Genomic DNA, 26,395 nt, shown 5'->3' on the forward strand with positions numbered 1-26,395 from the left:
CGCCGGGCCCGCCGCTGCCTGTGGGTCCGCCGGGGATCGCACCGCCCCCACCGTCGGCGCCGCCGCCACCGGTCGCACCGCCGGGAGCGGTTCCGGTGCCGCCGCCCGGAGCCGGGCTCGTGCTCATCGACGGCGCGGTGCTCGTCGACGTCGGGGCCGTGGTGGTGGCGCTGGTGGTCTCGGTGGTGCTCGAGGTGCTGGTCGATTCACCGCCGTCACCGCCGCCGCAACCCACGGCGAACACGAGCAGGGTCGCACCGCCGAACACGGCGAGAGCGGTCCTCGGATGGGATTTCATGGGCCACCTGACTGTCGAAGGGTGTCCCGCTGGTACCCGAGCGCCGTGCGCTCGAAACGCCCGGACGGTTCGTCAGGCCGAGGGCGCGTCGCTGTCGTCGCCCCGCGCCGACGGTGCCGCCGAGGACGTCGACGGCCCGGTGTCTCCCTGCGAACGCTCGACGCCGGCGGTCTGATCGTCGGCCGACGCGCCGGACGCGGCCTCACCGTCGTCGCCGGACGTCGACGGCGCCGGGGCGTCGGCATCGTCGGACGCGGCGGGGAGGTTCTCATCGGCGTGAGGCCTTCCGCTCGCAGGAGCGGCGGGGCGGTCGTCGTCCGGGGTGGCAGGCTCGGGATCGGCGGGCTCGCGATCGGCGGCCGGCGCTGTCACCGTCACCGTCGGCGATCCGAGGTCCGGGACCACGGCCGGACCTGCCACCGGCGTCGGCGACGCCGGGGCCGAGGAGGAGATGGTGTCGCCGATGCCCTGCAGCGAATGGATCAGGTAGTCGACCGGCCCGGAGATCTGTTCGGAGACAGGCGCTTCCACCATCTTGCCCAGCAGCCCGAAGTACTCGTCGTGCTGTCCGTCGACGCGGCCGTTGAGCAGTCCGTCGGCGATACGGGCCGGAACGTTGAGCAGCCCACTGACGGCGTTGACGAGATCGAGGTCGGCGAACGCCTTGACCACGTCGGTCATCGCTGCGCCGGCAGCGAGCACGCCGCTGACCACCGGAAGTGCCAGCCGGACCAGCATGCTGCTCGCGGTCTCGAACGGTTCCCCGCTGCCCACCACTTTCACCACGCCGGTCACCGGCTGGCTGATCGCGGCGACGACGGCGCGCACGAACGCGCCGGGATCGAGCGCGGCGGCCGCGTCGACGACGTCGGCCAGTGCTCTGTTCTGGTTGTCGGCGATGGCGCGCACGATGGGGAGGGGATCGGCGAGATACTCGCGGACCAGGTCATCGGCGTTGGACGCCGAGCGCTGCAGCACCTGCGGGTAGTACTCGAAGGGGCTGGGCGCTTTCTCGACCAGTACGGCCGCATTCTCCACGCGCACATCGGATTTCGCGGCCGGCTCGAGCGGGGCCACCGAGACGGCGCCGACACCGACGATCGCCACAGCCGCCGTGAGCCACGGACGGACGGACTTCGGCATGTCGCACCCCCTGCTGGCGATGACGCGTCGCGCTGCCCCCCGCATGTGGCGACCGGTGGTCATCTCTGCGCAAACTAGCATGTCTGCAGGTCAGAGGGCGATCGATTACCGCGTGTCGGGCGCGCGGGACGGCGTGTCGGCGGTGTGGCCCCGTGGCCGGCCCGAGTCGACGCGCCGCCCGGTACCCTTCGGGCCATGACCGCAGAAGCGATCAGAGGTATCCGATGAGTGGGGGGCTGTTCGCCCTGCTCGACGATGTGGCGGCGCTGGCCCGATTGGCGGCCGCCTCGGTGGACGACCTGGGCGCCGCGGCGGGCCGGGCGACGGCCAAAGCCGCAGGGGTCGTCATCGACGACACGGCGGTGACCCCGCAGTACGTGCACGGCATCACCGCCGACCGGGAACTGCCGATCATCAAGCGCATCGCCATCGGCTCCCTGCGCAACAAGATCGTCTTCATCCTGCCGGCGGCCCTGCTGCTCAGCCAGTTCGCGCCGTGGGCGCTCACCCCGATCCTGATGCTCGGCGCCACCTATCTCTGTTACGAGGGCGCCGAGAAGGTCTTCGGCCGTCTCCTCGGCCACGCGGCCCACGACACTCCGGCAGCGGCCGAAGGTCCCGACGCCGAACGCTTCATGGTGACCGGCGCGATCCGCACCGACTTCATCCTGTCGGCGGAGATCATGGTCATCGCGCTCAACGAGGTGGCCGACCAGTCGTTCTGGCCGCGACTGATCATCCTGTTCGTCGTCGCGATCGTGATCACCGCGGCGGTGTACGGGGTGGTCGCCGGCATCGTAAAGATGGACGACGTCGGGTTGAGCCTGACGCAGCGATCGAGCGGACTGGCCAAGAAGATCGGACGCGGCCTGGTGGCGGGAATGCCGAAGCTACTGAGCTTCCTGTCGGTCGTCGGCACGGCCGCGATGCTCTGGGTCGGCGGCCACATCCTGCTCGTCGGCACCGACACTCTCGGCTGGCACGCCCCCTATGGCCTGGTCCACCACGCCGAGGAGTACGTGCACCATGTCGCCGGCGTGGGCGGGGTGCTGGCGTGGCTGGTCAACACCGCCGCGTCGGCGGTGATCGGACTGATCGTCGGCGCGCTGGTGGTCGGCATCGTGTCGGTGCTGCCGTTCGGCAAGAAGAAGTCGCACGCCTGAGGCGTGCCGGCCGTCACTGCGGGAACGGCGCGAACCGCACGTCGTAACCGGTTTGGCGCCTCGCGAGTTGAGCAGCCCGCTCCGCCGCGGTGAAGGCGGGGGTGCCGGCCGGGAGCACGTCCGGAAGCTTCTCAAGCGGCACGAGCACGGCCCGCACGGTCGGTGAATCCGGCGAGGCGGGGTCCAGATCCTGGAAACGCAGCGACAGGGTGCCCCGGTTCAGTCCGCCCGTCGACACCCAGTTCTCGACGCCGGGGTCGGTCGGAGAGATCACCAGCGTGTACGTCCCGTCGGCGTTGGGCCGCGCCTGAGCGTTGTTCAGACTCGTCTGCTCGTTCCGGTAATCGCCGGTGATCGTCCACAGATCGGTCACGGGCACAGTGAAGTACCCGGCGTTGCCGGGATCGACGGTGACGACCAGCGCCTGGTCGTCGGCGATGTCGAAGTAGCCGGCACTCTGCAGTTGAGTGGCCAGGAATTCGGCGTTGCGCGACGGGTCGCGCAGCACGTTGGGGGTGACGCGCTCGCCCGTCTGCGGGTCGGTGGTGGCGACCTTGATGTAGGTCGCCTCGCGGGACAGGCCCAGCGCCATCACCACCGCGGTGAGCGTGCCGCGCAGGATCCGCGGCGGGTTCTTCATCGGCGGAATCACCGACACCAGCGTGGTGAGCAGACGGCTGCTGCTCACGGTCGGGCCGATCACCGGGATCGCGAAACCTCCCAGCTGGGCGAACAGGCTGTCCCGGGGCCCCGAGACCCGGTCGACCGACAGCTCCATCGGAGGCTGAGAGTTCCAGTCGGACAACGTGTTCCGCACCGCCACCAGGGTGGAGTCCGCGGTCAGCTGCAGGTGGTTGCGCTCGCCGGGTGCGGCCGGATCGCCGCTGAGCGTGATCGTGAACCTCCCGTCGTCGTCGATCTGCAGATCGCGCGCGCTCAGCACCGCCGCGGTCGTGCCCGACAACCCGGTCAGCACGCTGAACGTGGTGTCGGCGGGCATGTCGCCGGTGAAGCGTCCCGAGAGCACGTATGTCGAGGTCTTGTTGACCGCGGTGAACCGGTAGATCGTGTCCGGGTTGTCGTAGAGGATGCGCGAACCCGGCACCTCGTTGCCGTACCAGGTGTGCGGAGGCGCGACCTGCGCGACGACCGTCGGCCGCATCGGGTCGAGCAGCTGCTGCTGGAACGCCGCGCCCATCGCGTACTCGTCGACGGCCTTGTCGAGGCGGGCGAGGTTCTCGGCGTCGACGCCGCCGTCGTACTCCCGTTCGGCGGTGCGGAGCCAGGCCTTCCGGAGTACCCGCTTCATCACCTTCACCGGCAGGGTCTGGACGGTCTCGGCGGCCACCTGCTCGGCCTCCAGCTGCTGCTCGGTGCCCAACGGCGACGTGCTGCCAGCGGCGTCGATGCCGAGTTCGCGGCGCGCCGCCCCGGCCAGGGCCCACACCGCGGGAGACGCGTCCGGAGTGGCCGGCCGGGACGGTGCATCGTCGGCCGCCGTCCGGGTCAGCCGGGCGCGCGGACGCAGCGGGACGTCGGCACGGTCGGACTGCGTCCTGGCTTGATGCCTCTTCGGGCGACTCTGCGGGTCGGCGTCCCGGTCGGCGGTCCGTGGATTGGAGGCCGGCGTCGACGCCGCCGCGGTGTCGTCGGCGACTGCGACGCCGGGATGCTGGGCGATCGCCACGCCGATGCCGAGCGCGACGGCCAGTGCGCCGACCCGTCCGATGACCTGTGCCGACAGTTGCTGAGTGCGGGCCACGGCGGCGTCCTCTCCGAGCGTTGCGGGAGCCGAAGCCGCCGCAATCGACGGGCCACTCCCGCGGACACGGTAACGCCGGTCTTTGCCGGCGGGGCACCGAATGCGCGGAAAAGCAGGTCAGTCCTCGCTGCTGTCCCGGTCGGCGAGATAGGCCAGCAGACGCGCGTCGGCACTGGTGAAGCGGGCCGCCTCCTCGCCGCCGTCGCAGCGCAGCAGCGCGACCGTCACCGACTCGGCCGAGCGGGAGAGGACCCGCCACACCGCGCCCGCGTCCTCCCAGCGCTGCAGTTCGGCGACGCGGTCCATCACCTCACCCTGCCACCGTAGGCTCCGGGTGTGCACGCTGGTTCTGCCGTCGCGGCCGCGGCGACGTTCATGTGGCTGGGCATGGTGCTGGCGATCTCGTTCCTCGAGGCGCCGCTGAAGTTCCGCGCGCCGGGGGTCACCCTGCAGGTGGGACTCGGCATCGGGCGCCTGGTGTTCCGGGCGCTCAACGCCTGCGAAGCGGTGCTCGCCGTGGTGGTGATCGTCGGCCTGCTGGTGGGGCGCACGGCCGCGGACGCCGTCGTGGCCGCCGCCGTCGCCGTGGCGATGCTCGCCGTCCAACTGGTGTTCGTCCGTCCCGCGCTGACCCGCAGATCGGATCGGGTGCTCGCCGGCGCGGACGGGCCCCGCTCGCGCGCGCACCTGGTCTACGTCGGCGTCGAGGTGGTGAAGGTGGCCGCGCTGATGGTCACCGGCGTGCTGCTGTTCACCGCGGCAGCGTAGGCGACCCGGCCGCCGGCCACTGCGCTAGGCTCTGCGGTCACGATGAGTGACGTCCTGCCGATCCTGCCGCGCGAGCTGACCGACCTCGGTGACGACGTCCGTGCAGTGCCGGCGCCGCCGATCCCGGATCTGGCCCCGCCCTTCGCGATTCGCGCCGCCGACCCCGACGCGGACGCGGACATGATCGCCGAGTGGATGAACCGCCCGCACCTCGCCGAGGCGTGGGAGTACGACCGGCCGGCGCACTGGTGGCACGGCTATCTGCGGGCACAGCGGGCAGGCACGTACTCGCGCCCGCTGATCGGCAGCTACTCCGGTGTTCCGTACGGCTACGTCGAGGTCTACCGCGCAGCCAAGGACTCGATCGCACCCCGTTACGACGCCGATCCCTACGACCTCGGATTGCACGCCGCGATCGCCGACGTGGACGTCGTCAACCGCGGTTTCGGCCCGATTCTGTTGCCGCGGTTGGCCGCCAGCTTATTCGCGATCGAGACACGCTGCCGCAGAATCATGTTCGATCCGGACCATCGCAACACCGGCGCTCGTCGGCTGTGTGAGTACGCCAAATGCGAATTCCTCGGCGAACACCAGATGAGCAACCGGCGGATGGCGTTGTATGCCCTGCACCGCCCTACAGCGCCGCGTCCCTGACCATCTCGGCGTAACCGTCGACGTCGGGTTTCATCCCCGCGGCCACCAGCTCCCACAGCACCTCGTCGGTGCCTCCGCCGACCCGTGCCAGCTTCATGTCCCGCCACCACCGACCCAGCGGCGTCTCGTCGACCAGGTATCCCGAGCCGCCGAACAGATGCATGCATTCGGAGAGCACCTCTTCGCCCAGTCGTGCGGCGGTCACCTTCACCGCCGCCGCCGCACGCAGATCGAGCCGGCCGGCCGCGGCGATGCCGTCGAGGCCGTGCCGCAGGAGGTCCACGCGCGCCTGCAGGTCGGCCATCCGCATCCGCAGCGCCTGATGCTCGAACAGTGCCGCTCCGAACTGCTTGCGCGCCAGCATGCGTGCGTGAGTGACGCCCAGTACCCGCTGACACGACGACGCCACCTGCCCCGCGATCGACATGCGTTCGTGGGCCAGCCCCCACGAGATCGCGGCGAGCCCGGTGCCCGCCCGCGCGACCAGATGATCGGCGGGCACCCACGTGTCGATGTGCACGGCCGCCGTATCCAGGGGGCCCGCACCGACCTTGCGCCACGGGGTCTGCACGTCGACCTGCGTGGTCGGGACCGCGATCACCAGCACGTTGCCGTGCCTGCTGGCGGGGTCGGCGTCGACGCTGCGCGCCACCACCATGATGTGATCGGCGATGGGGGACAGGGACACGAACTTCTTGATGCCCCGGATCGCGAAACCCTCGCGCTCGCTGCGCACCTCGGTCTCGACGATCTGCAGGTCCGAGCCTCCGGACTCCTCGGAGGCGCCGATACACAGCACCGCCTCGCCGTCGATGGCCTGTTCGCAGATCCGCTGCAGGTGAGCGGATCTGCCGAAGCGGCGCAGGATCGCGATCGCCGAGTCGTGCAGGCTGACGCCCACCCCGATGCCCGCCGAACCGAGGCGACCCAGCGCGAACGCGAGCGCATTGAGCCGGGCGACGTCGGGATGCTGGCCGCCCTCGGCGGGCCCCCACTTTCCACGAAAGACTCCGTGGGCGCCGAGATGTTCGATCAGCTCCCGCGGGAACCGTTCGGCGGCTTCGGCTTCCGCGGTCCACGTGGTCACCTGGCCGTCGAAGACCCGGCCGAGGAGGGCCTGGTAGCCGGCCAGGTCAAGGTCGAGGTGGGTGGTCATGCGCGGGCCGCCTCGAGGTTCTGCCGGACCTGGAGCCGCCGCAGCTTGCCCGACGACGTCCGCGGCAGTGTGCCCGGCGCGACGAACACCACCTCGGCCGGCACCACGCCACACTGGGAGGCGACGCGTGCCACCACGTCCCGGCGCGCCGCGGCTTCGTCGGGTCCCCTGAACTCCGCGGCGATCAGCAACCCCTGACGTGCCCCGTCCGCGCCGACCGCCACCACGGCGCCGTCGCGCACGCCGCGCACCTGTGCGGCGATCCGCTCGACCTCCGTGGGGAAGATGTTGCGGCCGGCGACCGTGATGAGCTCTTTGACCCGTCCGCACACCACGAGCCCGGCGTCGTCGAGATAGCCGAGGTCCCCGGTGCGAAACCACCCGTCCATCGGCTCCTGCCCGAGGTAGCCCGACATCATCGATGTGCCGGAGATCTCGATCTCGCCGACCTCGCGGTCCCCGCTCGTGGCGTGGTCGCCCGGAACGATACGTATCCGCATCCCGGGGATGGGCTGCCCCAGGACGGCGTGCCGGCGCACGGATCCCGTTGCCGGGTCGACGGTCTCGTCGACGATCAATCCCGTGCCGGGGACAGGTGCGGTGACCGCGCACGTCGCCTCGGCCAGACCGTAGGACGGTGCCGCGGCGCTGCCGTCGAGTCCGAAGCGGGCCAGTTCGGTGAGGAACAGCTGGTAACCCTCGCAGTCGATCGGCTCACCGCCGTTGAGGGCGAAGCGCACCCGGCCGAGGTCGACGTCGGGGATCCGGCGGGCGTACCTGCCGATCACCGAGTAGGCGAAGTTCGGGGCGGCGGTGAGGGTGGCCCGGCTCTGCGACAGCCACGTCAGCCATCGGAACGGTGAGGCGGCGAAAGCGGCCGTCGGAGCGAGCCATATCTCGGTACCACTCATCATGCCGCTCAGCAGGAACACCAGCCCCATGTCGTGGTAGAGCGGCAGCCACGTGCATCCGACGTCCTCGGTGGGCCGCACGCCCACGTGGTCGATGAGCCCCGTGACATTGGCCCGCACAGCGTCGGGGGAGAGCGCAGCGGTGCGGGGCACACCGGTCGACCCGGCCGTGCCCTGCAGCACCGCGGGGGTGCCCGCAGGCGCCGTCGCCGGCGTCAAGCTCGTCGACCGCCTGGCGTGTCCGGCGGCTGCCACGTCACCGATGGCCTGAGAACTGTTCGTGTGCAACAGGTCTCGCTGGGATCCATGGCTGAAGACCTGCGAGACGCCGATCCCGGTGAACCGCTCGAGGGTGGCCGAGGCCCACTGCCCGTCGTCGGCGCCGCGGACGGGCCCGGGAAGGATCGACAGCGCACGGCCGGCCAACCAGGCGCCCTGGATGGCGGCGACGAACTCCACGGTGGGCTCGCCCACCAGTCCGACGGCGCCGCCGGGTCCCTCGGCGATGCGTTCGGCGACGTTCTCGGCGCGGGCGTGCACCTCCTGCCAGGGGTGGCGGATCCACTGCCCGCTCGCGCGGTCGAGCAGGACGAGGTCGTGGGCCGACCCGGTCATCGCCTCGGTGAGCGCGGTGGCGAGGCTGCTCACCGGCCCGCGGGCGCCTTCGCCGCGATCGCCGCCTCGAGATCGCCAACCGTGTTGCAGGACAACAGATCCTCTTCTGACAGGGCGATCCCGAGCTTGTCCTCGATCGCCACCATCCCGACGGCGAAGGCGACGGAGTCCAGCCCGACGTCGTCGATGAGCCGGGACTCGGGCGTCACGCGGCGGGTGTCGATGTTCAGGTCGTCGCGCAGGATCTCCTCGAGGGCCGCGCTGACGGCGTGCGGGGATGACGTGTCCATGCGCCGGGACGTTACACCCAGAAGTTAAGCAAGGCTATGCTTACCTCGTTGGCCTCAGTCGAGGGTCAGGCTGCCCCTACGCTTGTCGCCGTTCACCGCGATCAGTGCGGGGACCGGTTCGCAGGTGACCACGCCGTGCTCGGCCGTGACCGCGTCGACGATCCCGTAATCGGCGGCCATGGTCTCCGCGGTGTCGACGAGGACCGTCGTGACCGGCACCCGGCGGCCCAGCTGCAGGAAGCGGTCGCCGTGCGGGCGCTGCGATCCGCGGAAGCCCCAGAGGCCACGCAGCGCTGTCGCCCCGCCGGCGTGGTCGGTCGCCCGCAGGCGTGCCATCAGCGCCCGGTGCACCGGGCGTCCCTCGTGACGGGTGTCCTCGGAGGTGTGCACGGTCAGCTTCTGCACCGGCCAGCTGCGCGGGGGAGTCGCCAGGGTGCGGCCGTCGATCTTGCACACCACGACGGGTCGCAGACTGAACAGCGGAGAGGCCAGCATGCCGGTGAGCTCGTCGACCGCGGCGAGTGCCTGGGTGCGCGTGCCGATGCCGGTGATGAGGACCGGCACGTCGGTGTTGTGGCTGAAGAAGCGAGCCCGACGGCGCTCGCCGGCGACCGTGCCGTCGACGCCGAGGAACACGTCGGCGGCGACGAATCCGAGGCGATGCAGCACCTCACACACCGCCACGTACCCGGGGACGCCGGCGACCGGTTGCTTGCGGCCGAGATACAGCGACAGACGCACCCACCCGTCGAGGTCGGCGGGGAGTGATCCGGGCAGCAGCCAGGCGCGTTCGAGCGTGATGAGGCCACGTCGGGTCAGGCCGACCGCGGCGTCGGCGAGTGTGCGGATCCGGTCGGGGAGGTCGACGGCGGTGACGGTCACCGGCGGATCCTCCGACAGGGTCAGCGAGCGGTCGGTGCGCAGGACGTGGGTGGTGCCGAAACCGGCGATGCCGCGCAACATCATGCTGGCGGCGACGCCTTCCCGTTCGAACAGGTCGAGCATGGCGTCGGCCAGGAAGCGCTCGCCGCTGCGTTGCCGTTCGGCGAAATAGGCTGTCAAAGAGAGGATTTCGGTCACATTCCGGCCCCCAGATGTTGTCCCAGCCAGGCCGCGAGGAGACCCAGCGCGACGCTGACCCCGATGTTGGCCGCCGCCGAGACGAGCTGCCGTTCCTCGGCGAGCCGCTGGGTTTCCAGCATCCAGGTGGAGAACGTGGTGTACGAGCCGACGAACGCGGTGCCGGCCAACAGCGCCAGGTGCGGGCTCAGAGCCAGTCCGCCGAGGAAGCCCAGCAGGAATGCGCCGCTGATGTTGACGGCCAAGGTGCCGAAAGGGAAGGGCCGCGACACCCGGCGCGACACCGCCTTGTCGACGGTCAGCCGGGCGACCGCGCCCACGCCGCCGATCAGCATGACGCCCAGCCACACCAGTGCCGTCGTCATCGGCGGGTCCGCACCCGGCGCACCAGCGCCGTGGCCAGATACACGGCGGCCAGACCCGCGACCAGACTCGCCGCGGTGTAGGCGACCGCGAGGCCGTAGTGACCGTGCTCAAGCATCTTCACGGTCTCGACCTGCATCGTGGAGAACGTCGTCAAACCGCCGCACAAACCGGTGCCCAACAGCGGCCGCCGATAACTCGACACCGGCAGGCGTTCGAGCAATCGGGTGACGAACAGGCCGAGCAGGAACGCGCCGACGATGTTGACGGTGAAGGTCGGCCAGGGCCAGCGGGCCGGGTCGGACACCGCGAGTTCCTCGAGGCCGGCCCGGGCCAGCGTGCCCACCGCGCCGCCGGCGAACACCGCGGCCAGTTCGCGCCGGTCAAGGGGCATGGCCGAAAGTATGCCGATTGCTCACCGGTCCAGTGTTCTGTGGGGGCGGCTGACGGGGCAGAATCGAACCCATGGCGGCGAACCCCCGTGCCGGTAAGCCGGCGCAATCCGAAGACCTCATCGACATCGCTTCGGTGGTGACGTCCTACTACACCGTGATTCCCGATCCGGACGACATCGACCAGCAGGTCGCCTTCGGTACCTCGGGCCACCGCGGATCAAGCCTGGACGCGGCGTTCAACGAAGCCCACATCCTGGCCACCACGCAGGCGATCGTCGAGTATCGGGCTGCGCAGGGCACCACCGGACCGCTGTTCATCGGCCGGGACACCCATGCCCTGTCGGAGCCGGCGTGGGTGTCGGCGGTCGAGGTGCTGGCCGCCAACGACGTCGTCACGATGATCGACTCGGCCGGTCGGTACACCCCGACGCCGGCGGTGAGCCACGCGATCCTGTCGTACAACCGCGGTCGCGACACGGCGCTGGCCGACGGCATCGTCGTGACCCCGTCGCACAATCCGCCGCGCGACGGCGGGTTCAAGTACAACCCACCCAACGGCGGCCCGGCCGACACCGACGCGACGAAGGTGATCGCCGCGCGGGCCAACGAACTGCTGCGCGACGGGCTGCGCGGGGTCAAGCGCGTCCCGCTGGCACGGGCGATGAGCAGCACGCAGCGCCACGACTATCTGGACGCCTATGTCGCGGACCTGCCCAACGTCGTCGACATCCACACGATCGCGGCCGAGGGCATCCGCATCGGCGCCGACCCGCTCGGCGGGGCCAGCGTCGACTACTGGGGTGCGATCGCCGAACGGCACAACCTCGATCTCACCGTGGTCAATCCGCTCGTCGACGCGACATGGCGGTTCATGACGCTCGACACCGACGGCAAGATCCGGATGGACTGCAGTTCGCCGAACGCGATGGCGTCCCTCATCGCCAACCGCGACTCCTATCAGATCGCGACCGGCAACGACGCCGACTCTGACCGGCACGGCATCGTGACCCCGGATGCGGGGCTGCTCAACCCGAACCACTATCTCGCGGTCGCGATCGAGTACCTGTTCACGCACCGGCCGGAGTGGGCCGCGGAGACGGCGGTCGGCAAGACGGCGGTGAGTTCGTCGATCATCGACCGGGTGGTCGGCGGGTTGGGACGCAAGCTGCTCGAGGTGCCGGTGGGCTTCAAGTGGTTCGTCGACGGATTGGTCGGCGGCACCATCGGTTTCGGCGGCGAAGAAAGCGCCGGGGCATCGTTTTTGCGCCGCGACGGTTCGGTGTGGACCACCGACAAGGACGGCATCATCCTGGCGCTGCTGGCCTCGGAGATCCTCGCGGTCACCGGATCGACGCCGTCGCAGCGGTACGCCGAACTGGCCGACAAGTACGGTGCGCCGACGTATGCCCGCATCGACGCGCCCGCCAACCGGGAGCAGAAGGCGCGGCTGGCGAAGCTCTCGCCGGAGCAGGTCAGCGCGACCGAACTGGCGGGCGAGCCGATCACCGCGAAGCTGACCACCGCTCCGGGCAACGGCGCTGCCCTGGGCGGACTCAAGGTGACGACGGAGAACGCGTGGTTCGCCGCCCGGCCGTCGGGCACCGAGGACGTCTACAAGATCTACGCCGAATCCTTCCGCGGCCCTGAGCATCTCGCCGAGGTGCAGGAGGCTGCCCGGGAAGTGGTGTCGGCGGTCATTTCGTGAGTTCGGTCGCCGACGGCGACTGTCGGGAAGCGACCAAGCCGCGGCTGCCGCGCGAGGTGTGGGTGCTCGTCGCCGCCAACGTGGTGGTGGCGCTGGGCTACGGCGTGGTGGCTCCGGTGCTGCCGCAGTACGCCCGGCACTTCGGCGTCAGCATCAGCGCGGCGACGTTCGTCATCACGGCGTTCGCGGTGATGCGCTTGGTCGGAGCACCGCCGGCGGGTCTGCTCGTGCAGAGGCTGGGGGAGCGACGGATCTACATCAGCGGACTGCTGATCGTCGCCGTGTCGACCGCGGCCTGTGCGTTCGCCCAAACCTATTGGCAGTTGTTGATTTTCCGGTCTCTCGGCGGGGTGGGATCGGCGATGTTCACGGTGTCGTCACTCGGGCTGTTGATCCGTATCTCCCCGCCCGACGCGCGGGGCCGGGTGTCCGGGCTGTTCTCGTCGGGGTTCATGGTCGGCTCGGTCGGCGGGCCGATTCTGGGCAGTCTCACGGTCGGGCTCGGCCTGTCGGCGCCGTTCGTCATCTACGGCATCGCGCTGTTGGTCGCGGCGGCAGTGGTGTTCGTCAGCCTGCGCAACTCCACGGTGGTGGGCCGGTCTGACGACGACGACGCGACGCCGGTGTCGTTCCGGACGGTGATTCGGCACCGGGCCTACCGTGCCGCGTTGTTCTCGAACTTCGCGACCGGGTGGGCGTCCTACGGGCTGCGGATCGCGCTGGTGCCGCTGTTCGTCGTGGAGGTGCTCGGCCGGGGGCCGGGTGCGGCCGGGGTGGCGCTGACGGCGTTCGCGGTGGGCAACATCTCCGTGGTCATTCCCAGTGGGTACCTGTCGGATCGCCTGGGCCGGCGCAAGCTGTTGATCTTCGGGCTGAGTCTGGCGGCAGTCTCGACCGCGCTGGTGGGTTTCACCACGTCGTTTCCGGTGTTCCTGGTGGCGGCCTACGTCGCCGGCGCGGCCACCGGCATCTTCGTGTCGCCGCAGCAGGCCGCGGTCGCCGACGTGGTGGGAAACAAGTCGCGAGGCGGGACGGCGGTGGCGACGTTCCAGATGATGGCGGACTTCGGCTCGATCGGCGGATCGCTGCTGGTGGGTCTCATCGCGCAGTACACGTCGTTCGGGTGGGCGTTCCTGGTCAGTGGGATCATCCTCGGGGTGGCCTGCATCGGATGGGTGTTCGCGCCCGAAACCCGCCCGCGCGTCGCCCGGGAGCGCACCGAGGTCCGCCCGCTCGGCCCGGAGGCCGGCGGAGAATGCCCGTGACCTGGGATTTTGAACGGCAACCCGTCGTGGTGTAGCTTCGATGAGCACAACAAGGGGCTATGGCGCAGTTGGTAGCGCACCACACTGGCAGTGTGGGGGTCAGGGGTTCGAATCCCCTTAGCTCCACTTCGATAACGGTAAGGGTCACCCTCTCAGACCCGGCGCGGTGATCGTGGCAATCAGCCCTGTGCGTCCGGAGATCACGTCACTTGGACCTGCCGACGCTGCTGCTGGCTCCCCGGTACCGTGCACCGCAACAGCAAGTGTGAACCCCTGACAGGGTCCTGCTGAGGTCACCTGGTGCCGTAGCAACCCACAGACTGGTCTCAGATCTGAGATGCGGTTACGTCTTACCGTCAGACCATGCTCAAGCGCTGGCCTGACACTTTCGCCCGCTGGTATGACGCTCAGGACATTTTCATCAGATTCGTGTTCTGGCAGAGCTTGATCTCCCTGACCATCCTGACGTCGGTGCTCAGCGCCCCGCTCATCACCTACGTGTTCGAGGGTGAGTGACTTCAGACCGCAGAAGATAGCGTCGGTCCATGGGGAAGCTCAAAGGGTGGGGAGATTCTTTTGCTCGCTGGTATTACGCCCAGGGGAAGGGCACACAGTTCGCCCTCTGCTTCGGCCTGTTCTCGATGATCGTCCTCGGCTTGGTGCTGATCGCACCGATGAAGCCGGAGGCGAAGGAGGTGGAAGTGTGGTGTTCACCCGACGGCTCATTCAAGGTCTTCCTCAGTCCCGATGATCCTCGATTGCAAGCTGTAGGGCCAAACGGGGAGCTTGGGCTTGGTGTCAGTCTGTGCGACCTCACCATGTGACCCCAGAAGCGGAAAGCCCCGCCCTGTAATCCCGGACGGGGCATTTCTGCGTTGCGGGCCCAGCGGCTGATGCCGTGCGCCAAGGAGACCTCGCAAAAGCCCTCGGTGCCGGCGCCGCCACGATGCCGCGATGGTCGATCACGTAGCGGGTTCTGGCGCGGACAGGGGTCAGACCCTTTGGCGAAACACGGCGTGGGCTCGCGTAGGTTCTAGAAGACCCAGCCCGAGAACACACCCAACGAAAGCCGTCATGCCCGAGGATCACACCACAGACGTTCCGCCGAACCACCTTTCCATCGATCCACGCAGCCCCTTCTACGACGAAGAGGTGCTCCGTCGTGATGTGGGTGTCCGCTTCAACGGCGTCGAGAAGACCAACGTGCACGAATACAACGTGGACGAGGGCTGGGTGCGGGTCGAAGTCCCTACGGCCAGGGACCGCCGCGGGAATCCCATGGTCGTGAAAGTCAGTGGCACCGTCGAGCCCTACTTCCGCTCGCCGGAGTGAAGCGCGCCTGACGCGTCGGTGATCAGTGGCGGCCTTCAGGCCGCCCGGCCGTCCGGGGGTGCGGGTCCACCGGGTTCTGCGGGGTCGTCGGCCGAGGTGGGTGGTTCAGCGTCGGTCGGTTCGACCGGCTCGCCTGGTGGCGCGGGCGGGGCGGTTGCCGGTGGTTCGTCGTCGGGTGGGCGCAGCAGCACCTCGGGGCGGTGGTGGGTGTTGACGCGGGTTTGGCCGGTGTCGAGGTGCGGTGGTGGGGTCCATTCGACCTCGTGACGCCCGTTCATCGCGGTGCTCCAGCCGCCTTTCTTAACCGCGCGGTTGTCCGGGGGGCAGGCCAACCCGAGGTCGTTGATGTTGGTGTTCCCGCCGGCGGCCCAGTCGCTGGTGACGTGATGCGCCTGGGTGCCGTAGGCGCCGACGGTGCAGCACGGTTTGGTGCAGCCGCCGTCGCGGGCGATGAGCATGATCCGCTGCGCGGGGGACGCGACCCGTTTCGTGCGGAACAGGTCCAGCGCCGACCCGGTGGCCCGGTCGAACACGGCGAGGTAGTGGTTGGCGTGGCCGGCCATCTTGATGACCTCGGCGATGGGGAGGCGGGTGCCGCCGCCGGTGACGCCGATCCCGGCCCGGGATTCGAGGTCTTGGAGGGTGGTGCGGATGATCACCGATACCGGTAACCCATTCAACTGACCGGCCTCGCCGCTCATCAACGCGATGCGTCCGACGGCGAGCAGGGCGTCGTGTTGGCGTTGGGCCAGGCTGCGGTGATCGTTGTCGATCTGGGCTTGGGTGGGGGTGCCGGAGGTGCACGGCTGCGGGTCGTCGGGGTTGCACATGCCGGGTGCGGCGTATTTGGCGAACAGCACTTCCCACACTGCCCACGCTTCGGGGGTGAGCCGGGCGGTCAGGTCGGTCATGGCGTCGCGGCGCTGCGCGTGTTTGGTGACTCCGCGTTGGCGGGCGCGGTCGTGCTCGTCGGGGGCGGGGCCGTCCTGATCGAGCTTGAACAACGTCAGGTCGGCGGCGTCGCGCAGCTCTTTGGGTCCCACCCCGACCGCGGTGCGGACCAGGTCGACCTCGAACTGGTCGCGGGTGGTGGTGTCGACGAAGCCGGGGAGTTTGTCGACGGATTTGCGGATCACCTCGACATGCTCGGCGTTGATCAACCCCAGCTGTTGGGCGACCGCGGTGGCATGCAAGACCGGCGGCAGCGGGGGTCCGGTGACGGGTTGGCGCGGCGCCAACAGCGCGGCGTCGGTGAGGCGGCGGTGGGCTTCGCCGGTGGAGATGCGCCACCGGATGGCCAGGACGTCTTTCCAGTTCTTGGCGCCCATCTGCTGCGGGGTGGTCTCCACCTGCAGCCGCGCCAACAGCCGGTGCCGCAGCGCGGGCAGCCGACACCTCACCGTCTCCAAATCATCGAGCACGTCGACGAGTTCGGCGCGGGTCGCCAGGTCGGCATCGCAGGCGGTCAGTTCGTCGACGGCGGCCACCAGCGCGGCCACCGCGGCTCGCAGATCCCCCGTCGACATGATTCGAACATACATTCGATCACCGACAAATCCACTGACTCAAAACTTTCTGTCAGGGTCGCCGAGCCGAGGGGTGCCTAGTGATTCAGCGATCCTGGCAGCCAGTCGACGCCGATCTCGTCGCAGATCGGCGGAATGATGATCAGCGCCCCACGTGGGCTGCAGAACGGCGTTCCGGGCGGCGGTCCCGGCGGCGGTGGCGCCGGTGTGAACACCGGAGCGGGACCATCGGCGTAGATCCAGCTGTCGAGCGCATCCCCGTTCAGCGCAACCATTTTCACGTTTCCTTTTCCGGATGGGACGGTGTACCACGTGTGGCAGGTGTTCATGTCCCAGCGGATCATCGGAAACGGCAACGCCTGACCCGGGCACCAGTTGTTCGCCGGAGGACTGAACGGCTGAGCCTCGGCCGCGCCCGCGGTGACGAGGAGGGCGGCTGCTGCGGCGGCGGTCGTCGCCACCAGTCGTCGGACGTTCATGCGGTCTTCCTTCGTCGGCCGACGTCGTCGCGTGTCGGAGTGCACCGAGTACACGGCGTCGTGGCGGCTACCGATCCCAGGATTATGTTCCCGAACAGGCCCCGCTGCGGCCGGAATGCGCAGGCTGCAGCGCGATCGACGTCGGACTGCAGAACTCGCGGGGTTTGCCGACCGATTCCTTCGTCGGGTAATACGATGTCGCCTCGGGGAAAGGCGGGCCGTGTGCGATGAACGCTTCGGGTATCGGTCGGGTGGGGGCGCTGGCGGTCTTCTTAGGAGTCGGGGCCGCGGTCCTGATTCCCTGTGCGGTGGCGTCGGCGGCTCCTGACTCATCCACCTCCGCGTCGCAGTCGGCGGCGAGTGACCCGACGCCGCGCACCCATGCGCGCACAAGGCCGGCGGAGGAGACCGATGCCGTCTCTGTTCGATCGACGACGTCACGAAGCGACAGAGATGGCCGGCGGCGAACCCGCGAAGCCAGGGTGCAGGCGCGTGAAGAGCGGCGCCAGGCGGCGCAAGAACGTCGACTGACGGCGGAACAACCATCCGAGTCGGAACACGTTGCGCCGCAAACCCAGACGTCCACCATCTCCGTCAAGCGCACCCCGCTGTCGGACCGGACCGCCGCGCGGGCGCACCGTGATCCTGTCCCTCCCGGGGTGGTGAGCCTCGCGCTGACATCCGCGCTCGAGATCGCGGTCGCGGTGTCGGCGTCGATCCTGAACTTCGCGCCGCCCAGCCCGACGGCGGCGCCGCCGAGGCTGAAACTCCACGGATACAGCCTGGTGCCCAGTTCCACCGAAGAGGTCACCTCGTTCTACGGGCAGTGGACATATCTGCCCGGCGCGCCGAGCCTGGTGCAAGGCACCCAGCACTTCGACATCGTCGACCCCCGCACGAAGGACACCGTGGGGGATTTCGACGCGCTGGTGAGCAGGGGTAACGGCTACAACTACACCTCGCTGCTCGTCACAGCCAACGACGGCACCGATGTCGGCACCGCGGCCGGGCAGGTGCCGCCGGTCGGCTCCCTGATCGCGACCTTCCGGTTCGGGCCCGTCGGTTGGGCGTACTCCGACATGCCCTCGCCGTCGGGGAACGTCATCTCACTGGCCTTGGTGACGCCCTTCGGGAACATCCCGCTGCGCAGTACATTCGACGGCGCCAAGGGCATCGCCGACCACACAGTCGACGACAGGCCGGTCAGGCTCACCAACGGCTACAGCATCGCGCCGTCCGATCCGCTCGGCGAAACCATCACGGCGACAAGCGGAGTGCTTCCACTGTGGACCTCCGTGCAGGGCCACCAGGTGTTCGGGATCTTCGACCAGACTGGCACGCAAGTCGGAAGCTTCGACGGGGTCTTCACCACCACCTCGGACATTCTCGGCACCTACACGCAGGCCATCCTGGTGACCGACAACGACGGCGTCAACGTCGGCACGGGCGCGGGGCAGGTGCCCCCCGTCGGCTCCGTCTACAACGTCGTCTACGCCGGTGCCGACACCGACTACGTGCTCTACACGTCGATGCCATCGGCGGGTGGCGATGTCGTCACCGTCGAGCAGGTGAACTCCGGCACGGTTCAGACGAGCCCGCGAACGTTCATCGACGCGTCGGAACCGCAGTCGACGCAGCCGCTGTCGATCTCGCGCGGCCTGACCCTTGTTCCTGTGTCACCGCTACAGCGCACGGGAATCAACGGTCTGCCACCCAGGGAAGTGCAATACCAGGGCTACCAACAGTTCGACGTTTACGACGCAAGGGGCGCTCGCATCGGAAGCGTCGACGCAACAGTCTTCACCCAGCACGATCTGTTCGGCATCCAGAGTCGGGCCGTCCTGGTCACCGACGTGACCGACGGTGTCGCCGGGATCACGCGGGGCGACGTGCCGCCCGTCGGATCGGTGTTCAACGTGATGTTGCTGGGAGACAGTGGATTCGGGACCGTGCAGTCTGTTCTGCCCACGCCGTCGCGAGACGTGAAGACGTTCGCGTTCGCGACGCCACTGGGCGAGATCCCGGTGTTCCATGCCCGCAAGCGGGTGCCTGATCGCATCGACGTCTCGTTTTTCGACCCCTTTGTCGAGGTCTGAGGGGGTCGTCGCTCAGCCGGCGTGCTGGTCCGCGACGTCCAGCGCGGCGTCGAGGATCCGAAGGCCTTCTGCCACTTCGTCATCGGTGACGTTGCACGGCGGCACCGCGTGGATGCGGTTGAAGTTCGCGAACGGCAGCAGACCGCCGGACTTGCACGCCGCCAGCACCGCCGCCATCGCAGGGCTGCTCCCGCCATAGGGCGCGAGCGGCTCGCGGGTCGCCTGATCGGCCACCAATTCGATCGCCCAGAAGACGCCCAGTCCGCGGACTTCCCCGACGCTGCGGTGCCGGGCGGCCAGTTCGCGCAGACCCGGACCGAGCACGTCGGCGCCGATGCGCGCCGCGTTGCCGACCATGCCCTCGTCGTCCATCGCGGTGATGGTGGCCACCGCGCAGGCGGTCGCCAGCGGATGACCCGAGTACGTCAGGCCGCCCGGATAGGCGCGGTCGGCGAACGTGGCGTAGATCGCGTCGTTGATCGCCACGCCGCCGAGCGGGACGTAACCGGATGTGACGCCCTTGGCGAAGGTGATCAGGTCCGGGACGACGTCGAAGTTGTCGATCGCGAACCACTTCCCGGTCCGGCCGAAGCCGGCCATCACCTCGTCGGCGATGAACACGATGCCGTAGCGGTCACAGATCTCGCGCACGCCGGCCATGTATCCCGGCGGCGGCACCATGATGCCCGCGGTGCCGGGCACGGATTCGAGGATGATCGCTGCGAACGAGTTCGGGCCCTCCATCTGGATGAGCCGCTCGAGATGCTCGAGCGCCCGCTGCGTCTCCTGCTCCTCGGTCTCGGCGTGGAACGCCGAACGGTAGAGGAATGGACCGTGGAAATGCACGACGCCGCTGCTGGCATAGTCGTTCGGCCAGCGGCGCGGATCCCCGGTCAGATTGATCGCGGTGTCCGTGCCGCCGTGATACGAGCGGTACCGCGACAGCACCTTGTACCGGCCGGTGTGCAGCCGGGCCATCCGGACCGCATGCTCGACGGCGTCGGCGCCGCCGTTGGTGAAGAAGATCCGGTTGAGGTCACCGGGGGTGCGCTCGGCGATCAGCCGGGCTGCTTCCGAGCGCGCGTCATTGACGTGCTGCGGCGCGACCGTGCACAGCGTCGCGGCCTGCTCGGCAATGGCCGCAACGACTTTCGGGTGCTGATGGCCGATGTTGGTGTTCACCAGCTGCGACGAGAAGTCCAGCAGCCGGTTGCCGTCACCGTCCCACAGGTAGGAACCCTTGGCGGCGAGAACCGTCATCGGGTTGATCTGTTCCTGCGCCGACCACGAATGGAAGACGTGCTTGCGGTCCAGCTCGTAGGCGCGCCGCCCCCGCGCGATCGCGGTGTCGATGTCCTCGCCGGTGGGAAGGCCGCTCAAAGTCGTTGTCATCGTGAGGTTTCCTGAAGACTCAGTTGGTGGGGAAGCCGAGGTTGAGGCCGCCGTGGCTGGGGTCGAGCCAGCGGGCGGTGATGGCTTTTTGGCGGGTGTAGAAGTGGATGCCGTCGAGGCCGTGGGCGTGGCTGTCGCCGAAGAGGGAGGCTTTCCAGCCGCCGAAGCTGTAGTAGGCCATGGGTACGGGGATGGGGACGTTGATGCCGACCATGCCGACTTCGACTTCGTTTTGGAAGCGGCGGGCCGCACCGCCGTCGTTGGTGAAGATGGCGGTGCCGTTGCCGTAGGGGTTGGTGTTGATCAACTCCAGGGCTTGGTCGTAGGTGTCGACGCGTAGGACGGAGAGGACGGGGCCGAAGATCTCGTCGGTGTAGACGCTCATGTCGGGGGTGACCTGGTCGAGCAGGGTGGGGCCGAGCCAGAATCCGCCGGGTTCGCCGGCGGGGGTGACCTGGCGGCCGTCGAGGACGACTTTGGCGCCGGCGGTTTCCCCGGCGTCGATGTAGCCCGCGACTTTGTCGCGGTGCGCGGCGGTGACCAGGGGTCCCATGTCGGCGTTGCGGGTGCCGTCGCCGGTGGTGATGGTGGCGGCGCGTTCGGCGATTTTGGCGACGAGGTCATCGGCGATGGGGCCGACCGCGACGGCGGCGGAGATGGCCATGCAGCGTTCACCGGCGCTGCCGAAGCCGGCGTTGACCATGGCGTCGGCGGCCAGGTCGAGGTCGGCGTCGGGCAGGATCACGGCGTGGTTCTTGGCTCCGCCGAGGGCTTGGACGCGTTTGCCGGCGGCGGTGCCGGTGGTGTAGACGTACTGGGCGATGGGGGTGGATCCGACGAACGACACGCTCTTGATCTTCGGGTTGGTGAGCAGTTCGTCGACGGCGGTTTTGTCGCCGTGTAGGACGTTGAACACCCCGGCGGGCAGCCCGGCTTCTTTCCACAGCGCGGCCAGCCACAGCGAGGCGGAGGGGTCTTTCTCGCTGGGTTTGAGGACGACGGTGTTGCCGGTGGCGATGGCGATGGGGAAGAACCACATCGGGACCATGGCGGGGAAGTTGAACGGGAGCGGAGGGGTCTTTCTCGCTGGGTTTGAGGACGACGGTGTTGCCGGTGGCGATGGCGATGGGGAAGAACCACATCGGGACCATGGCGGGGAAGTTGAACGGGGAGATGATGGCGACCGGGCCCAGGGGTTGGCGCAGGGAGTAGACGTCGACTTTGGTGGAGGCGTTCTCGGTGTAGCCGCCTTTGAGCAGGTGGGGGATGCCGCAGGCGAACTCGACGACTTCCTGACCGCGGGACACTTCGCCNCGTCGACTTTGGTGGAGGCGTTCTCGGTGTAGCCGCCTTTGAGCAGGTGGGGGATGCCGCAGGCGAACTCGACGACTTCCTGACCGCGGGACACTTCGCCGAGGGCGTCGGAGACGACTTTGCCGTGTTCGGCGGTGATGATCTCGGCCAACTCGGTCTTGCGCTCGTTGAGCAGTTCGCGGAACCGGAACAGGATCTGGGTGCGTTTGGCCAGCGAGGTGTCCCGCCAGGCGGGGAACGCTGCGGCGGCGGCGTCGATCACGTGGCGGGCGTCCTCCACGCTGGCCAACGCGACCTGCCCGGTCACCACCCCCGTCGCCGGATTCGTCACCGGCGCCGTAGCACCACTAGAACCAGCAAAAACCTCGTCATTGACCCAATGGGCAATCTGCGTAGCCATACGTCCAGCCTCGCGCGCCCGCGAGCCCTTCGCCAGATGCAGAGTGTCAACGAAGGAGGACTCCGCATTACACTGTGTCAATGCCGTTGACCGTCGGTGAGGTGATCGGACTGCCCGCGGTGCAGCGCGGTGCGCCCGAGGTGCTCAGCGCGCGACGATGGGACGAGCCGATCCGGTGGGTGCACAGCAGCGATCTGGCCGACCTGTCCAGTCTGCTCCAGGGTGGCGAGCTGGTGCTCACCACCGGCGCGGCACTGGCCCGCTCACCGCGAAAGTATCTGCGGGGCTTGGCCGATGCGGGCGCCCTCGGCGTCGTCGTCGAAGTAGGTTCGGAGGTGGAGGAGCTGCCGGCCGGTGTCGGCGGCATCGCCGACGATCTCGACCTCGCCCTGGTCGCTCTGCACCGCACGGTCCGGTTCGTCGACATCACCGAGGCCGTACACCGCCGCATCGTCGCCGAACAGTACGAGGAGGTCGCTTTCGACCGCCGCGTGCACGAGACCTTCACCGATCTCAGCATGAAACGGGCCTCGCTCAACGGGATCGTCGACGCGGCGGCGCGCATGCTCGACGAGCCCGTCGTCCTGGAGGATCTGTCGCATCAGGCGCTGGCGGCCTCCACCGGCATCGCTGCCGATCTGCTCGACGACTGGGAGCGCCGGTCCCGTCGCCACACCGGACGGGGGGACACCGCCGAGCCCTGGACGGTCACCGGCGTCGGGCCGCGATCGCAGCAGTGGGGGCGCCTGGTGGTACCCCGGGCGCCGGCCGACGCGCTGCGCACCACGATGGTGCTCGAGCGCGCCGCGGCCGCGCTGGCCATGCACCGGATGATCGAACAGGACAGGACCGGTCTGCAGCAGCAGGCCCAGAGCGGCCTCATCGACGACGTGCTGCGCGGCCGCATCACCGACGAGCGCGACGCGGCGGCACGGGCACAGGCGTTCGGGCTGCGTCGCTGCGCCCAGTACTTTCCGGCGGTGGTGCGCGCCGCGCGCGTGGCGCCGTCGGCCGATCCGGTCGCCGACCATCGCCGCAACATCGCCTTCCTCGACGCGGTGGCGCACACCGTGAAGGCGGCCGGCCACTCGGGGCTGTTCTCCCGGCGCGGCGATGCCGAGGTCGGAATGGTGCTGGCGCTCAAGGACTCGCGCTCGGTCGATCGTGCGCTGGAGTCCCTGGGCAACCGGTTGCGCGAGGAGGTGCACCGGGTCGACGGGGTCACGACGTCGGTGCTGGCGCTCGGCCCGCCGGCCGAGCAGATCACCGACGCCGTCGCCGGGTTGGCCGAGGCGGCGCACATCGCCGAGGTCGCCTCGGCGCTGCGGCCGGGGGAGCGCCCCTACTTCCGCGCGTCGGACGTCCGGCTGCGCGGGCTGTTGTCGCTGCTCCGTGACGACCGGCGTGTGCAGCGGTTCGCCGAAACGGAATTGAAGGCCGTGCTGTCCGACGATTCGGGGGCGACGCCGTCCGATCTCGAGGTGCTGCGGGAGTATCTGCGTCTCGCCGGCAACAAGGCCGCGCTGGCGCAGCGCCTGCACATGAGCAGGCCCGCACTCTACAAGCGCCTCGCCGCCATCCGCGACGCCTTGGGCGTCGACCTCGACGACGGGGAATCGATGACGTCGCTGCATGTCGCGGTGATGGTCGTGGACGCCGCCGCGGCGGAGCGCAGCCGCTAGCCCGACGCGAGTGACCGCGACGGCCGCCAGGCCACGAACCCGATGATCAAGCCGGCGAATGGAATCGCGGCCAGCACCGTGCTCAGTGCCGCGCTGCCGCCGGTGACCAACGTGAAGTTCGACAGCACCAGCCACAGGCTGGCCAGCAGCCCGAGCACGGCCAGCGCGGGCGCGACGCGCGTCGACCACAGGCCGCCGGCCGCGCGGTCGCGGTGGCGCAGAAAGAACACCAGCACCGCGATGGAGGTGGTCAGCATCAGCACCACCATGCCGACCGTCGCGACACCGGCCATCGAGCCGAACACCCCGACCAGCGGGTCGATACCGAGGATCGCCAGGATGCCGACGATGATTGCGGCAGTGACGGTCTGGACGACCGAGGAGAACGACGGCGACAGGTGGTCGTCGTGCACCGCGGCGAGGCGTGCGGGCAGCAGTCCCTTACCGGCCAGCACGAACTGGTAGCGGGCGATCACGTTGTGGAACGACAGCACGCAGGCGAACAGGCTGGTGAGCAGCAGGACGTTGACGATGTCGCGCCCGACCGTGCCCAGCGTGGCGCCGGTGGTGTCGAGCAGCATGTTGCCGTTCCCGTCCAGGGTCTGCTGCGCCACCGCCGTCACCTGGTCGGGACCCAGGGCGACCACGAACGCCCACACGGTGATCGCGTAGAAGGCGCCGATGATGATCACGGCGGCGTACGTCGCCCGCGGGATGGTCCGCTCCGGATCGCGCGCCTCGTCGCGGAACACCGCGGTGGCCTCGAAGCCGATGAAGCCGGTCAGCGCGAACAGGATGGCGATCCCGATCGTGCCCTGGGTGAACACCGCCGGGTCGAAGGACGCGAACGTGACACCGGCCGGGCCCGGTTTGGCGACCATCACCACGTCGAGGATGACCACGATGCCGATCTCGAGCGCCAGCGCGACGCCCAGCACCTTGGCGCTCAGCTCGATGTGCCGGTAGCCCAGGACCGCGACGATCGCCAGTACCGCGAAAGAATAGACCGGCCAGGGAATCTGGGGTCCGTGATAGTGCGCGACGGTGTCGGCGATCGCCCAGCCGATGTAGCCGTAGATGCCGATCTGGATCGCGGTGTAGGCGATCAGCGCGACGACCGCGATGCCCTTTCCCATCCGCTCGCCGAGACCGACCGTGACATAGGAGAAGAAGGCGCCGGCCTCGGGGACATGGGGTGTCATCGTGACGAATCCGATGCTGAACACCAGCAGCACCAGCGCCGCGATGACGAATCCGACGGGCGCGCCGGCGCCGTTGCCCAGGCCCATCGCGAGCGGCATGTTGCCGCCGATCACGGTCAGTGGTGCGGCCGCGGCGACGACCATGAACACGATGCCGACGGGTCCGAGATGTCCGGTGAGGCGCCGGGTGTCCGGTGTGGTGGAGGCGGTCATGAGGTCTCCTGCAGTCGAGGGATCGAAAGTGCTTGGCAGAGCAGGGCGTGGTCGAGCGCGTGGGCGGTGACGCCGTTGCGGCCGGTCATGGTCGTCGCGGCCACCATCGCGTTGACGATGGCCTCCTCGGTGGCCTCGATCGTCAGATCGAAGAGCCGGGTCATCAGTTGCGGCGCCACCATCCGCACCGCCACCTCGGGGTACGCCGTGCCGGCGTCCTCGTCCCACGCGTAGGGCGGGATTCCGCGGTTGCCGGTCGAGAAGGCCAGCATCAGGTCGCCGCTGTACTGTTCACCGGTCCCGCCGAGCCGGCTGACCGCCAGCGCCGAGCGCTGTGCGAGCCGCGTGCACTGATGGGGGAGCAGTGGAGCGTCGGTCGCGACGATCACGATGATCGACCCCGACCCCGGCTCGTAGCGGTCGGGCAGCTCGGGCAGTGGCACCGCCGCGGGCCCGATCGCCTCTCCGACTCCGATTCCGTTGATGCGCAATCGTTCCCGGCGCCCGTGGTTGGCCTGCACCAGCACTCCCACGGTATAGCGGCCCAGCGTGGTCTCGGTGGTGCGCGACGAGGTGCCGATGCCGCCCTTGAAGCCGTGACAGATCATGCCGGTGCCGCCGCCGATGTTGCCCTCGGCGGGTCGTGCGGTCGAGGCGTCCGCGAGCGCGGAGCGGACATGCTCGGGCCTGACGTGAAATCCGTTGATGTCGTTGAGCAGGCCGTCGTAGGTTTCCCCGACCACCGGCAGCGACCAGTAGAGACCCTCACCGCGGGCGCGCACCTGCGCGGCCACCAGTTCGTCGCGCACGACGCCGACGCTGTGGGTGTTGGTCAGGGCGATCGGCGTGGTGAGTTCGCCGGACTCCCGGATCCACTCCAGTCCGGTCAGTTCGCCGCTGCCGTTGAGGCGGTGGGAGCCGGCGAACACCGGCTCGGTCCAGATGTCGTCGTGCGGGATGACGACGGTCACGCCCGTGTGCACGGCCGGCGGGCCCGCGGCGTCCAGCGTCGTGTGCCCGACGCGCACGCCGGCTACGTCGGTGATCGCGTTGGCGGCTCCGGTGGGGTGGTCCCCGATGACGATGCCCAGATCTCTGGCCCGCATGCTGCGCTCGTTTCCGTTTTTTTCCGTAGTGGAAAAGAACTATGCGCCCGTGTGCGGCGCCGCGCAAGGGGAGGAGCAGAATCGG

At 69.1% G+C, this 26,395-nt stretch carries 25 protein-coding genes, 1 tRNA gene and 3 pseudogenes; 11 read left to right on the forward strand and 18 right to left on the reverse strand.

Features of this window, described 5'->3' with window-relative positions:
- Together MCHUDSM44219_RS29890 and MCHUDSM44219_RS01495 are read right to left on the reverse strand one after the other, a co-directional pair.
- Positions 1-298, reverse strand: a pseudogene (locus tag MCHUDSM44219_RS29890) (hypothetical protein); the annotation flags it as partial.
- Positions 299-370: 72 nt separating this feature from the next.
- Complete coding sequence (locus tag MCHUDSM44219_RS01495) at positions 371-1,441, reverse strand: hypothetical protein (protein WP_048416459.1); 1,071 nt, start codon at positions 1,439-1,441, stop codon at positions 371-373.
- A 224-nt stretch (positions 1,442-1,665) separates the two neighbouring features.
- On the opposite strand from MCHUDSM44219_RS01495, the gene MCHUDSM44219_RS01500 reads away from it, so the two are divergent.
- Positions 1,666-2,604: a DUF808 domain-containing protein gene (locus MCHUDSM44219_RS01500; protein WP_048416460.1), complete on the forward strand. Its 939-nt coding sequence runs from the start codon at positions 1,666-1,668 to the stop codon at positions 2,602-2,604.
- Between the two features lie 13 nt (positions 2,605-2,617).
- Here MCHUDSM44219_RS01500 and MCHUDSM44219_RS01505 read toward each other — a convergent pair whose 3' ends face one another.
- The gene (locus MCHUDSM44219_RS01505) at positions 2,618-4,366 is read right to left on the reverse strand and encodes a DUF1214 domain-containing protein (protein WP_048416461.1); all 1,749 of its coding nucleotides are present in this window, start codon (positions 4,364-4,366) and stop codon (positions 2,618-2,620) included.
- Between the two features lie 117 nt (positions 4,367-4,483).
- A complete protein-coding gene (locus MCHUDSM44219_RS01510) occupies positions 4,484-4,672 on the reverse strand; it encodes a hypothetical protein (RefSeq protein ID WP_048416533.1) in 189 nt (62 codons plus the stop codon).
- Between the two features lie 30 nt (positions 4,673-4,702).
- Between MCHUDSM44219_RS01510 and MCHUDSM44219_RS01515 the strand changes: the two genes are divergently transcribed.
- Together MCHUDSM44219_RS01515 and MCHUDSM44219_RS01520 are read left to right on the forward strand one after the other, a co-directional pair.
- On the forward strand, positions 4,703-5,134 hold the full coding sequence (locus MCHUDSM44219_RS01515; protein WP_048416462.1) for a hypothetical protein: 432 nt from the start codon (positions 4,703-4,705) through the stop codon (positions 5,132-5,134).
- A 42-nt stretch (positions 5,135-5,176) separates the two neighbouring features.
- The gene (locus MCHUDSM44219_RS01520; protein ID WP_048416463.1) at positions 5,177-5,788 is read left to right on the forward strand and encodes a GNAT family N-acetyltransferase; all 612 of its coding nucleotides are present in this window, start codon (positions 5,177-5,179) and stop codon (positions 5,786-5,788) included.
- On the opposite strand, the gene mbtN is transcribed toward MCHUDSM44219_RS01520, so the two are convergent.
- Genes mbtN through crcB (MCHUDSM44219_RS01550) form a run of 6 tightly spaced genes read right to left on the reverse strand, consistent with a single transcriptional unit; the run spans position 5,769 to position 10,597 of the window.
- Complete coding sequence (gene mbtN, locus MCHUDSM44219_RS01525) at positions 5,769-6,944, reverse strand: mycobactin biosynthesis acyl-ACP dehydrogenase MbtN (RefSeq protein ID WP_048416464.1); 1,176 nt, start codon at positions 6,942-6,944, stop codon at positions 5,769-5,771. The two genes, MCHUDSM44219_RS01520 and mbtN, sit on opposite strands and share 20 nt — an antisense overlap.
- Positions 6,941-8,503, reverse strand: a complete 1,563-nt coding sequence (gene mbtM, locus MCHUDSM44219_RS01530; protein WP_048416465.1) for a long-chain-fatty acid--ACP ligase MbtM — start codon at positions 8,501-8,503, stop codon at positions 6,941-6,943. Before mbtM ends, mbtN begins: the two co-directional genes overlap by 4 nt.
- Positions 8,500-8,760 (reverse strand): mycobactin biosynthesis acyl carrier protein MbtL, encoded by a 261-nt coding sequence (locus MCHUDSM44219_RS01535; protein ID WP_048416466.1) that lies wholly within the window; start codon positions 8,758-8,760, stop codon positions 8,500-8,502. Before MCHUDSM44219_RS01535 ends, mbtM begins: the two co-directional genes overlap by 4 nt.
- A gap of 54 nt (positions 8,761-8,814) precedes the next feature.
- Positions 8,815-9,822, reverse strand: a complete 1,008-nt coding sequence (locus MCHUDSM44219_RS01540) for a DUF190 domain-containing protein (RefSeq protein WP_236695314.1) — start codon at positions 9,820-9,822, stop codon at positions 8,815-8,817.
- A 14-nt stretch (positions 9,823-9,836) separates the two neighbouring features.
- A complete protein-coding gene (crcB, locus tag MCHUDSM44219_RS01545; RefSeq protein WP_048416468.1) occupies positions 9,837-10,205 on the reverse strand; it encodes a fluoride efflux transporter CrcB in 369 nt (122 codons plus the stop codon).
- Positions 10,202-10,597 (reverse strand): fluoride efflux transporter CrcB, encoded by a 396-nt coding sequence (gene crcB / locus MCHUDSM44219_RS01550; RefSeq protein WP_048416469.1) that lies wholly within the window; start codon positions 10,595-10,597, stop codon positions 10,202-10,204. The genes crcB (MCHUDSM44219_RS01545) and crcB (MCHUDSM44219_RS01550) overlap by 4 nt, the downstream gene beginning before the upstream one ends.
- 71 nt (positions 10,598-10,668) lie before the next feature.
- Between crcB (MCHUDSM44219_RS01550) and pgm the strand changes: the two genes are divergently transcribed.
- The 6 genes from pgm to MCHUDSM44219_RS01575 all read left to right on the forward strand — a co-directional run bounded on the left by pgm (position 10,669) and on the right by MCHUDSM44219_RS01575 (position 14,900).
- Complete coding sequence (gene pgm / locus MCHUDSM44219_RS01555; RefSeq protein WP_048416470.1) at positions 10,669-12,303, forward strand: phosphoglucomutase (alpha-D-glucose-1,6-bisphosphate-dependent); 1,635 nt, start codon at positions 10,669-10,671, stop codon at positions 12,301-12,303.
- Positions 12,300-13,568: an MFS transporter gene (locus MCHUDSM44219_RS01560; protein ID WP_048416471.1), complete on the forward strand. Its 1,269-nt coding sequence runs from the start codon at positions 12,300-12,302 to the stop codon at positions 13,566-13,568. The genes pgm and MCHUDSM44219_RS01560 overlap by 4 nt, the downstream gene beginning before the upstream one ends.
- 53 nt (positions 13,569-13,621) lie before the next feature.
- Positions 13,622-13,694, forward strand: a tRNA-Ala gene (locus tag MCHUDSM44219_RS01565).
- Between the two features lie 237 nt (positions 13,695-13,931).
- The gene (locus MCHUDSM44219_RS29895; RefSeq protein ID WP_157868740.1) at positions 13,932-14,084 is read left to right on the forward strand and encodes a hypothetical protein; all 153 of its coding nucleotides are present in this window, start codon (positions 13,932-13,934) and stop codon (positions 14,082-14,084) included.
- A 29-nt stretch (positions 14,085-14,113) separates the two neighbouring features.
- The gene (locus MCHUDSM44219_RS01570) at positions 14,114-14,392 is read left to right on the forward strand and encodes a hypothetical protein (RefSeq protein WP_048416472.1); all 279 of its coding nucleotides are present in this window, start codon (positions 14,114-14,116) and stop codon (positions 14,390-14,392) included.
- Positions 14,393-14,642: 250 nt separating this feature from the next.
- The gene (locus tag MCHUDSM44219_RS01575; protein WP_048416473.1) at positions 14,643-14,900 is read left to right on the forward strand and encodes a DUF3297 family protein; all 258 of its coding nucleotides are present in this window, start codon (positions 14,643-14,645) and stop codon (positions 14,898-14,900) included.
- A gap of 35 nt (positions 14,901-14,935) precedes the next feature.
- On the opposite strand, the gene MCHUDSM44219_RS01580 is transcribed toward MCHUDSM44219_RS01575, so the two are convergent.
- Together MCHUDSM44219_RS01580 and MCHUDSM44219_RS01585 are read right to left on the reverse strand one after the other, a co-directional pair.
- On the reverse strand, positions 14,936-16,441 hold the full coding sequence (locus tag MCHUDSM44219_RS01580) for an HNH endonuclease signature motif containing protein (protein ID WP_048416474.1): 1,506 nt from the start codon (positions 16,439-16,441) through the stop codon (positions 14,936-14,938).
- A 62-nt stretch (positions 16,442-16,503) separates the two neighbouring features.
- Positions 16,504-16,905 carry a hypothetical protein gene (locus MCHUDSM44219_RS01585; RefSeq protein ID WP_048416475.1) on the reverse strand — a complete coding sequence of 134 codons (402 nt, stop codon included), beginning with the start codon at positions 16,903-16,905 and terminating at the stop codon, positions 16,504-16,506.
- A 662-nt stretch (positions 16,906-17,567) separates the two neighbouring features.
- On the opposite strand from MCHUDSM44219_RS01585, the gene MCHUDSM44219_RS01590 reads away from it, so the two are divergent.
- Positions 17,568-19,001 carry a hypothetical protein gene (locus MCHUDSM44219_RS01590; protein ID WP_131722266.1) on the forward strand — a complete coding sequence of 478 codons (1,434 nt, stop codon included), beginning with the start codon at positions 17,568-17,570 and terminating at the stop codon, positions 18,999-19,001.
- 12 nt (positions 19,002-19,013) lie between these two features.
- Here MCHUDSM44219_RS01590 and MCHUDSM44219_RS01595 read toward each other — a convergent pair whose 3' ends face one another.
- The 4 genes and pseudogenes from MCHUDSM44219_RS01595 to MCHUDSM44219_RS28620 all read right to left on the reverse strand — a co-directional run.
- Positions 19,014-20,393: an aspartate aminotransferase family protein gene (locus tag MCHUDSM44219_RS01595; protein WP_048416477.1), complete on the reverse strand. Its 1,380-nt coding sequence runs from the start codon at positions 20,391-20,393 to the stop codon at positions 19,014-19,016.
- Positions 20,394-20,412: 19 nt separating this feature from the next.
- A complete protein-coding gene (mmsA, locus tag MCHUDSM44219_RS01600; RefSeq protein WP_413783571.1) occupies positions 20,413-21,432 on the reverse strand; it encodes a CoA-acylating methylmalonate-semialdehyde dehydrogenase in 1,020 nt (339 codons plus the stop codon).
- 40 nt (positions 21,433-21,472) lie between these two features.
- Positions 21,473-21,706 (reverse strand): annotated as a pseudogene (locus MCHUDSM44219_RS30620) (aldehyde dehydrogenase family protein); the annotation flags it as partial.
- Between the two features lies 1 nt (position 21,707).
- Positions 21,708-22,107, reverse strand: a pseudogene (locus tag MCHUDSM44219_RS28620) (aldehyde dehydrogenase family protein); the annotation flags it as partial.
- 80 nt (positions 22,108-22,187) lie between these two features.
- Between MCHUDSM44219_RS28620 and MCHUDSM44219_RS01605 the strand changes: the two are divergent.
- Entirely contained in the window at positions 22,188-23,789 is a 1,602-nt protein-coding gene (locus MCHUDSM44219_RS01605) for a PucR family transcriptional regulator (RefSeq protein ID WP_048416478.1), read from the forward strand.
- Here the strand turns inward: MCHUDSM44219_RS01605 and MCHUDSM44219_RS01610 are convergent.
- A complete protein-coding gene (locus tag MCHUDSM44219_RS01610) occupies positions 23,786-25,204 on the reverse strand; it encodes an APC family permease (RefSeq protein WP_048416479.1) in 1,419 nt (472 codons plus the stop codon). The two genes, MCHUDSM44219_RS01605 and MCHUDSM44219_RS01610, sit on opposite strands and share 4 nt — an antisense overlap.
- Complete coding sequence (locus MCHUDSM44219_RS01615; RefSeq protein ID WP_048416480.1) at positions 25,201-26,310, reverse strand: DmpA family aminopeptidase; 1,110 nt, start codon at positions 26,308-26,310, stop codon at positions 25,201-25,203. The genes MCHUDSM44219_RS01610 and MCHUDSM44219_RS01615 overlap by 4 nt, the downstream gene beginning before the upstream one ends.
- Positions 26,311-26,395: the final 85 nt, after the last annotated feature.

Origin of the sequence: Mycolicibacterium chubuense (assembly GCF_001044255.1) — a bacterium.
Taxonomy (GTDB): domain Bacteria; phylum Actinomycetota; class Actinomycetes; order Mycobacteriales; family Mycobacteriaceae; genus Mycobacterium; species Mycobacterium chubuense.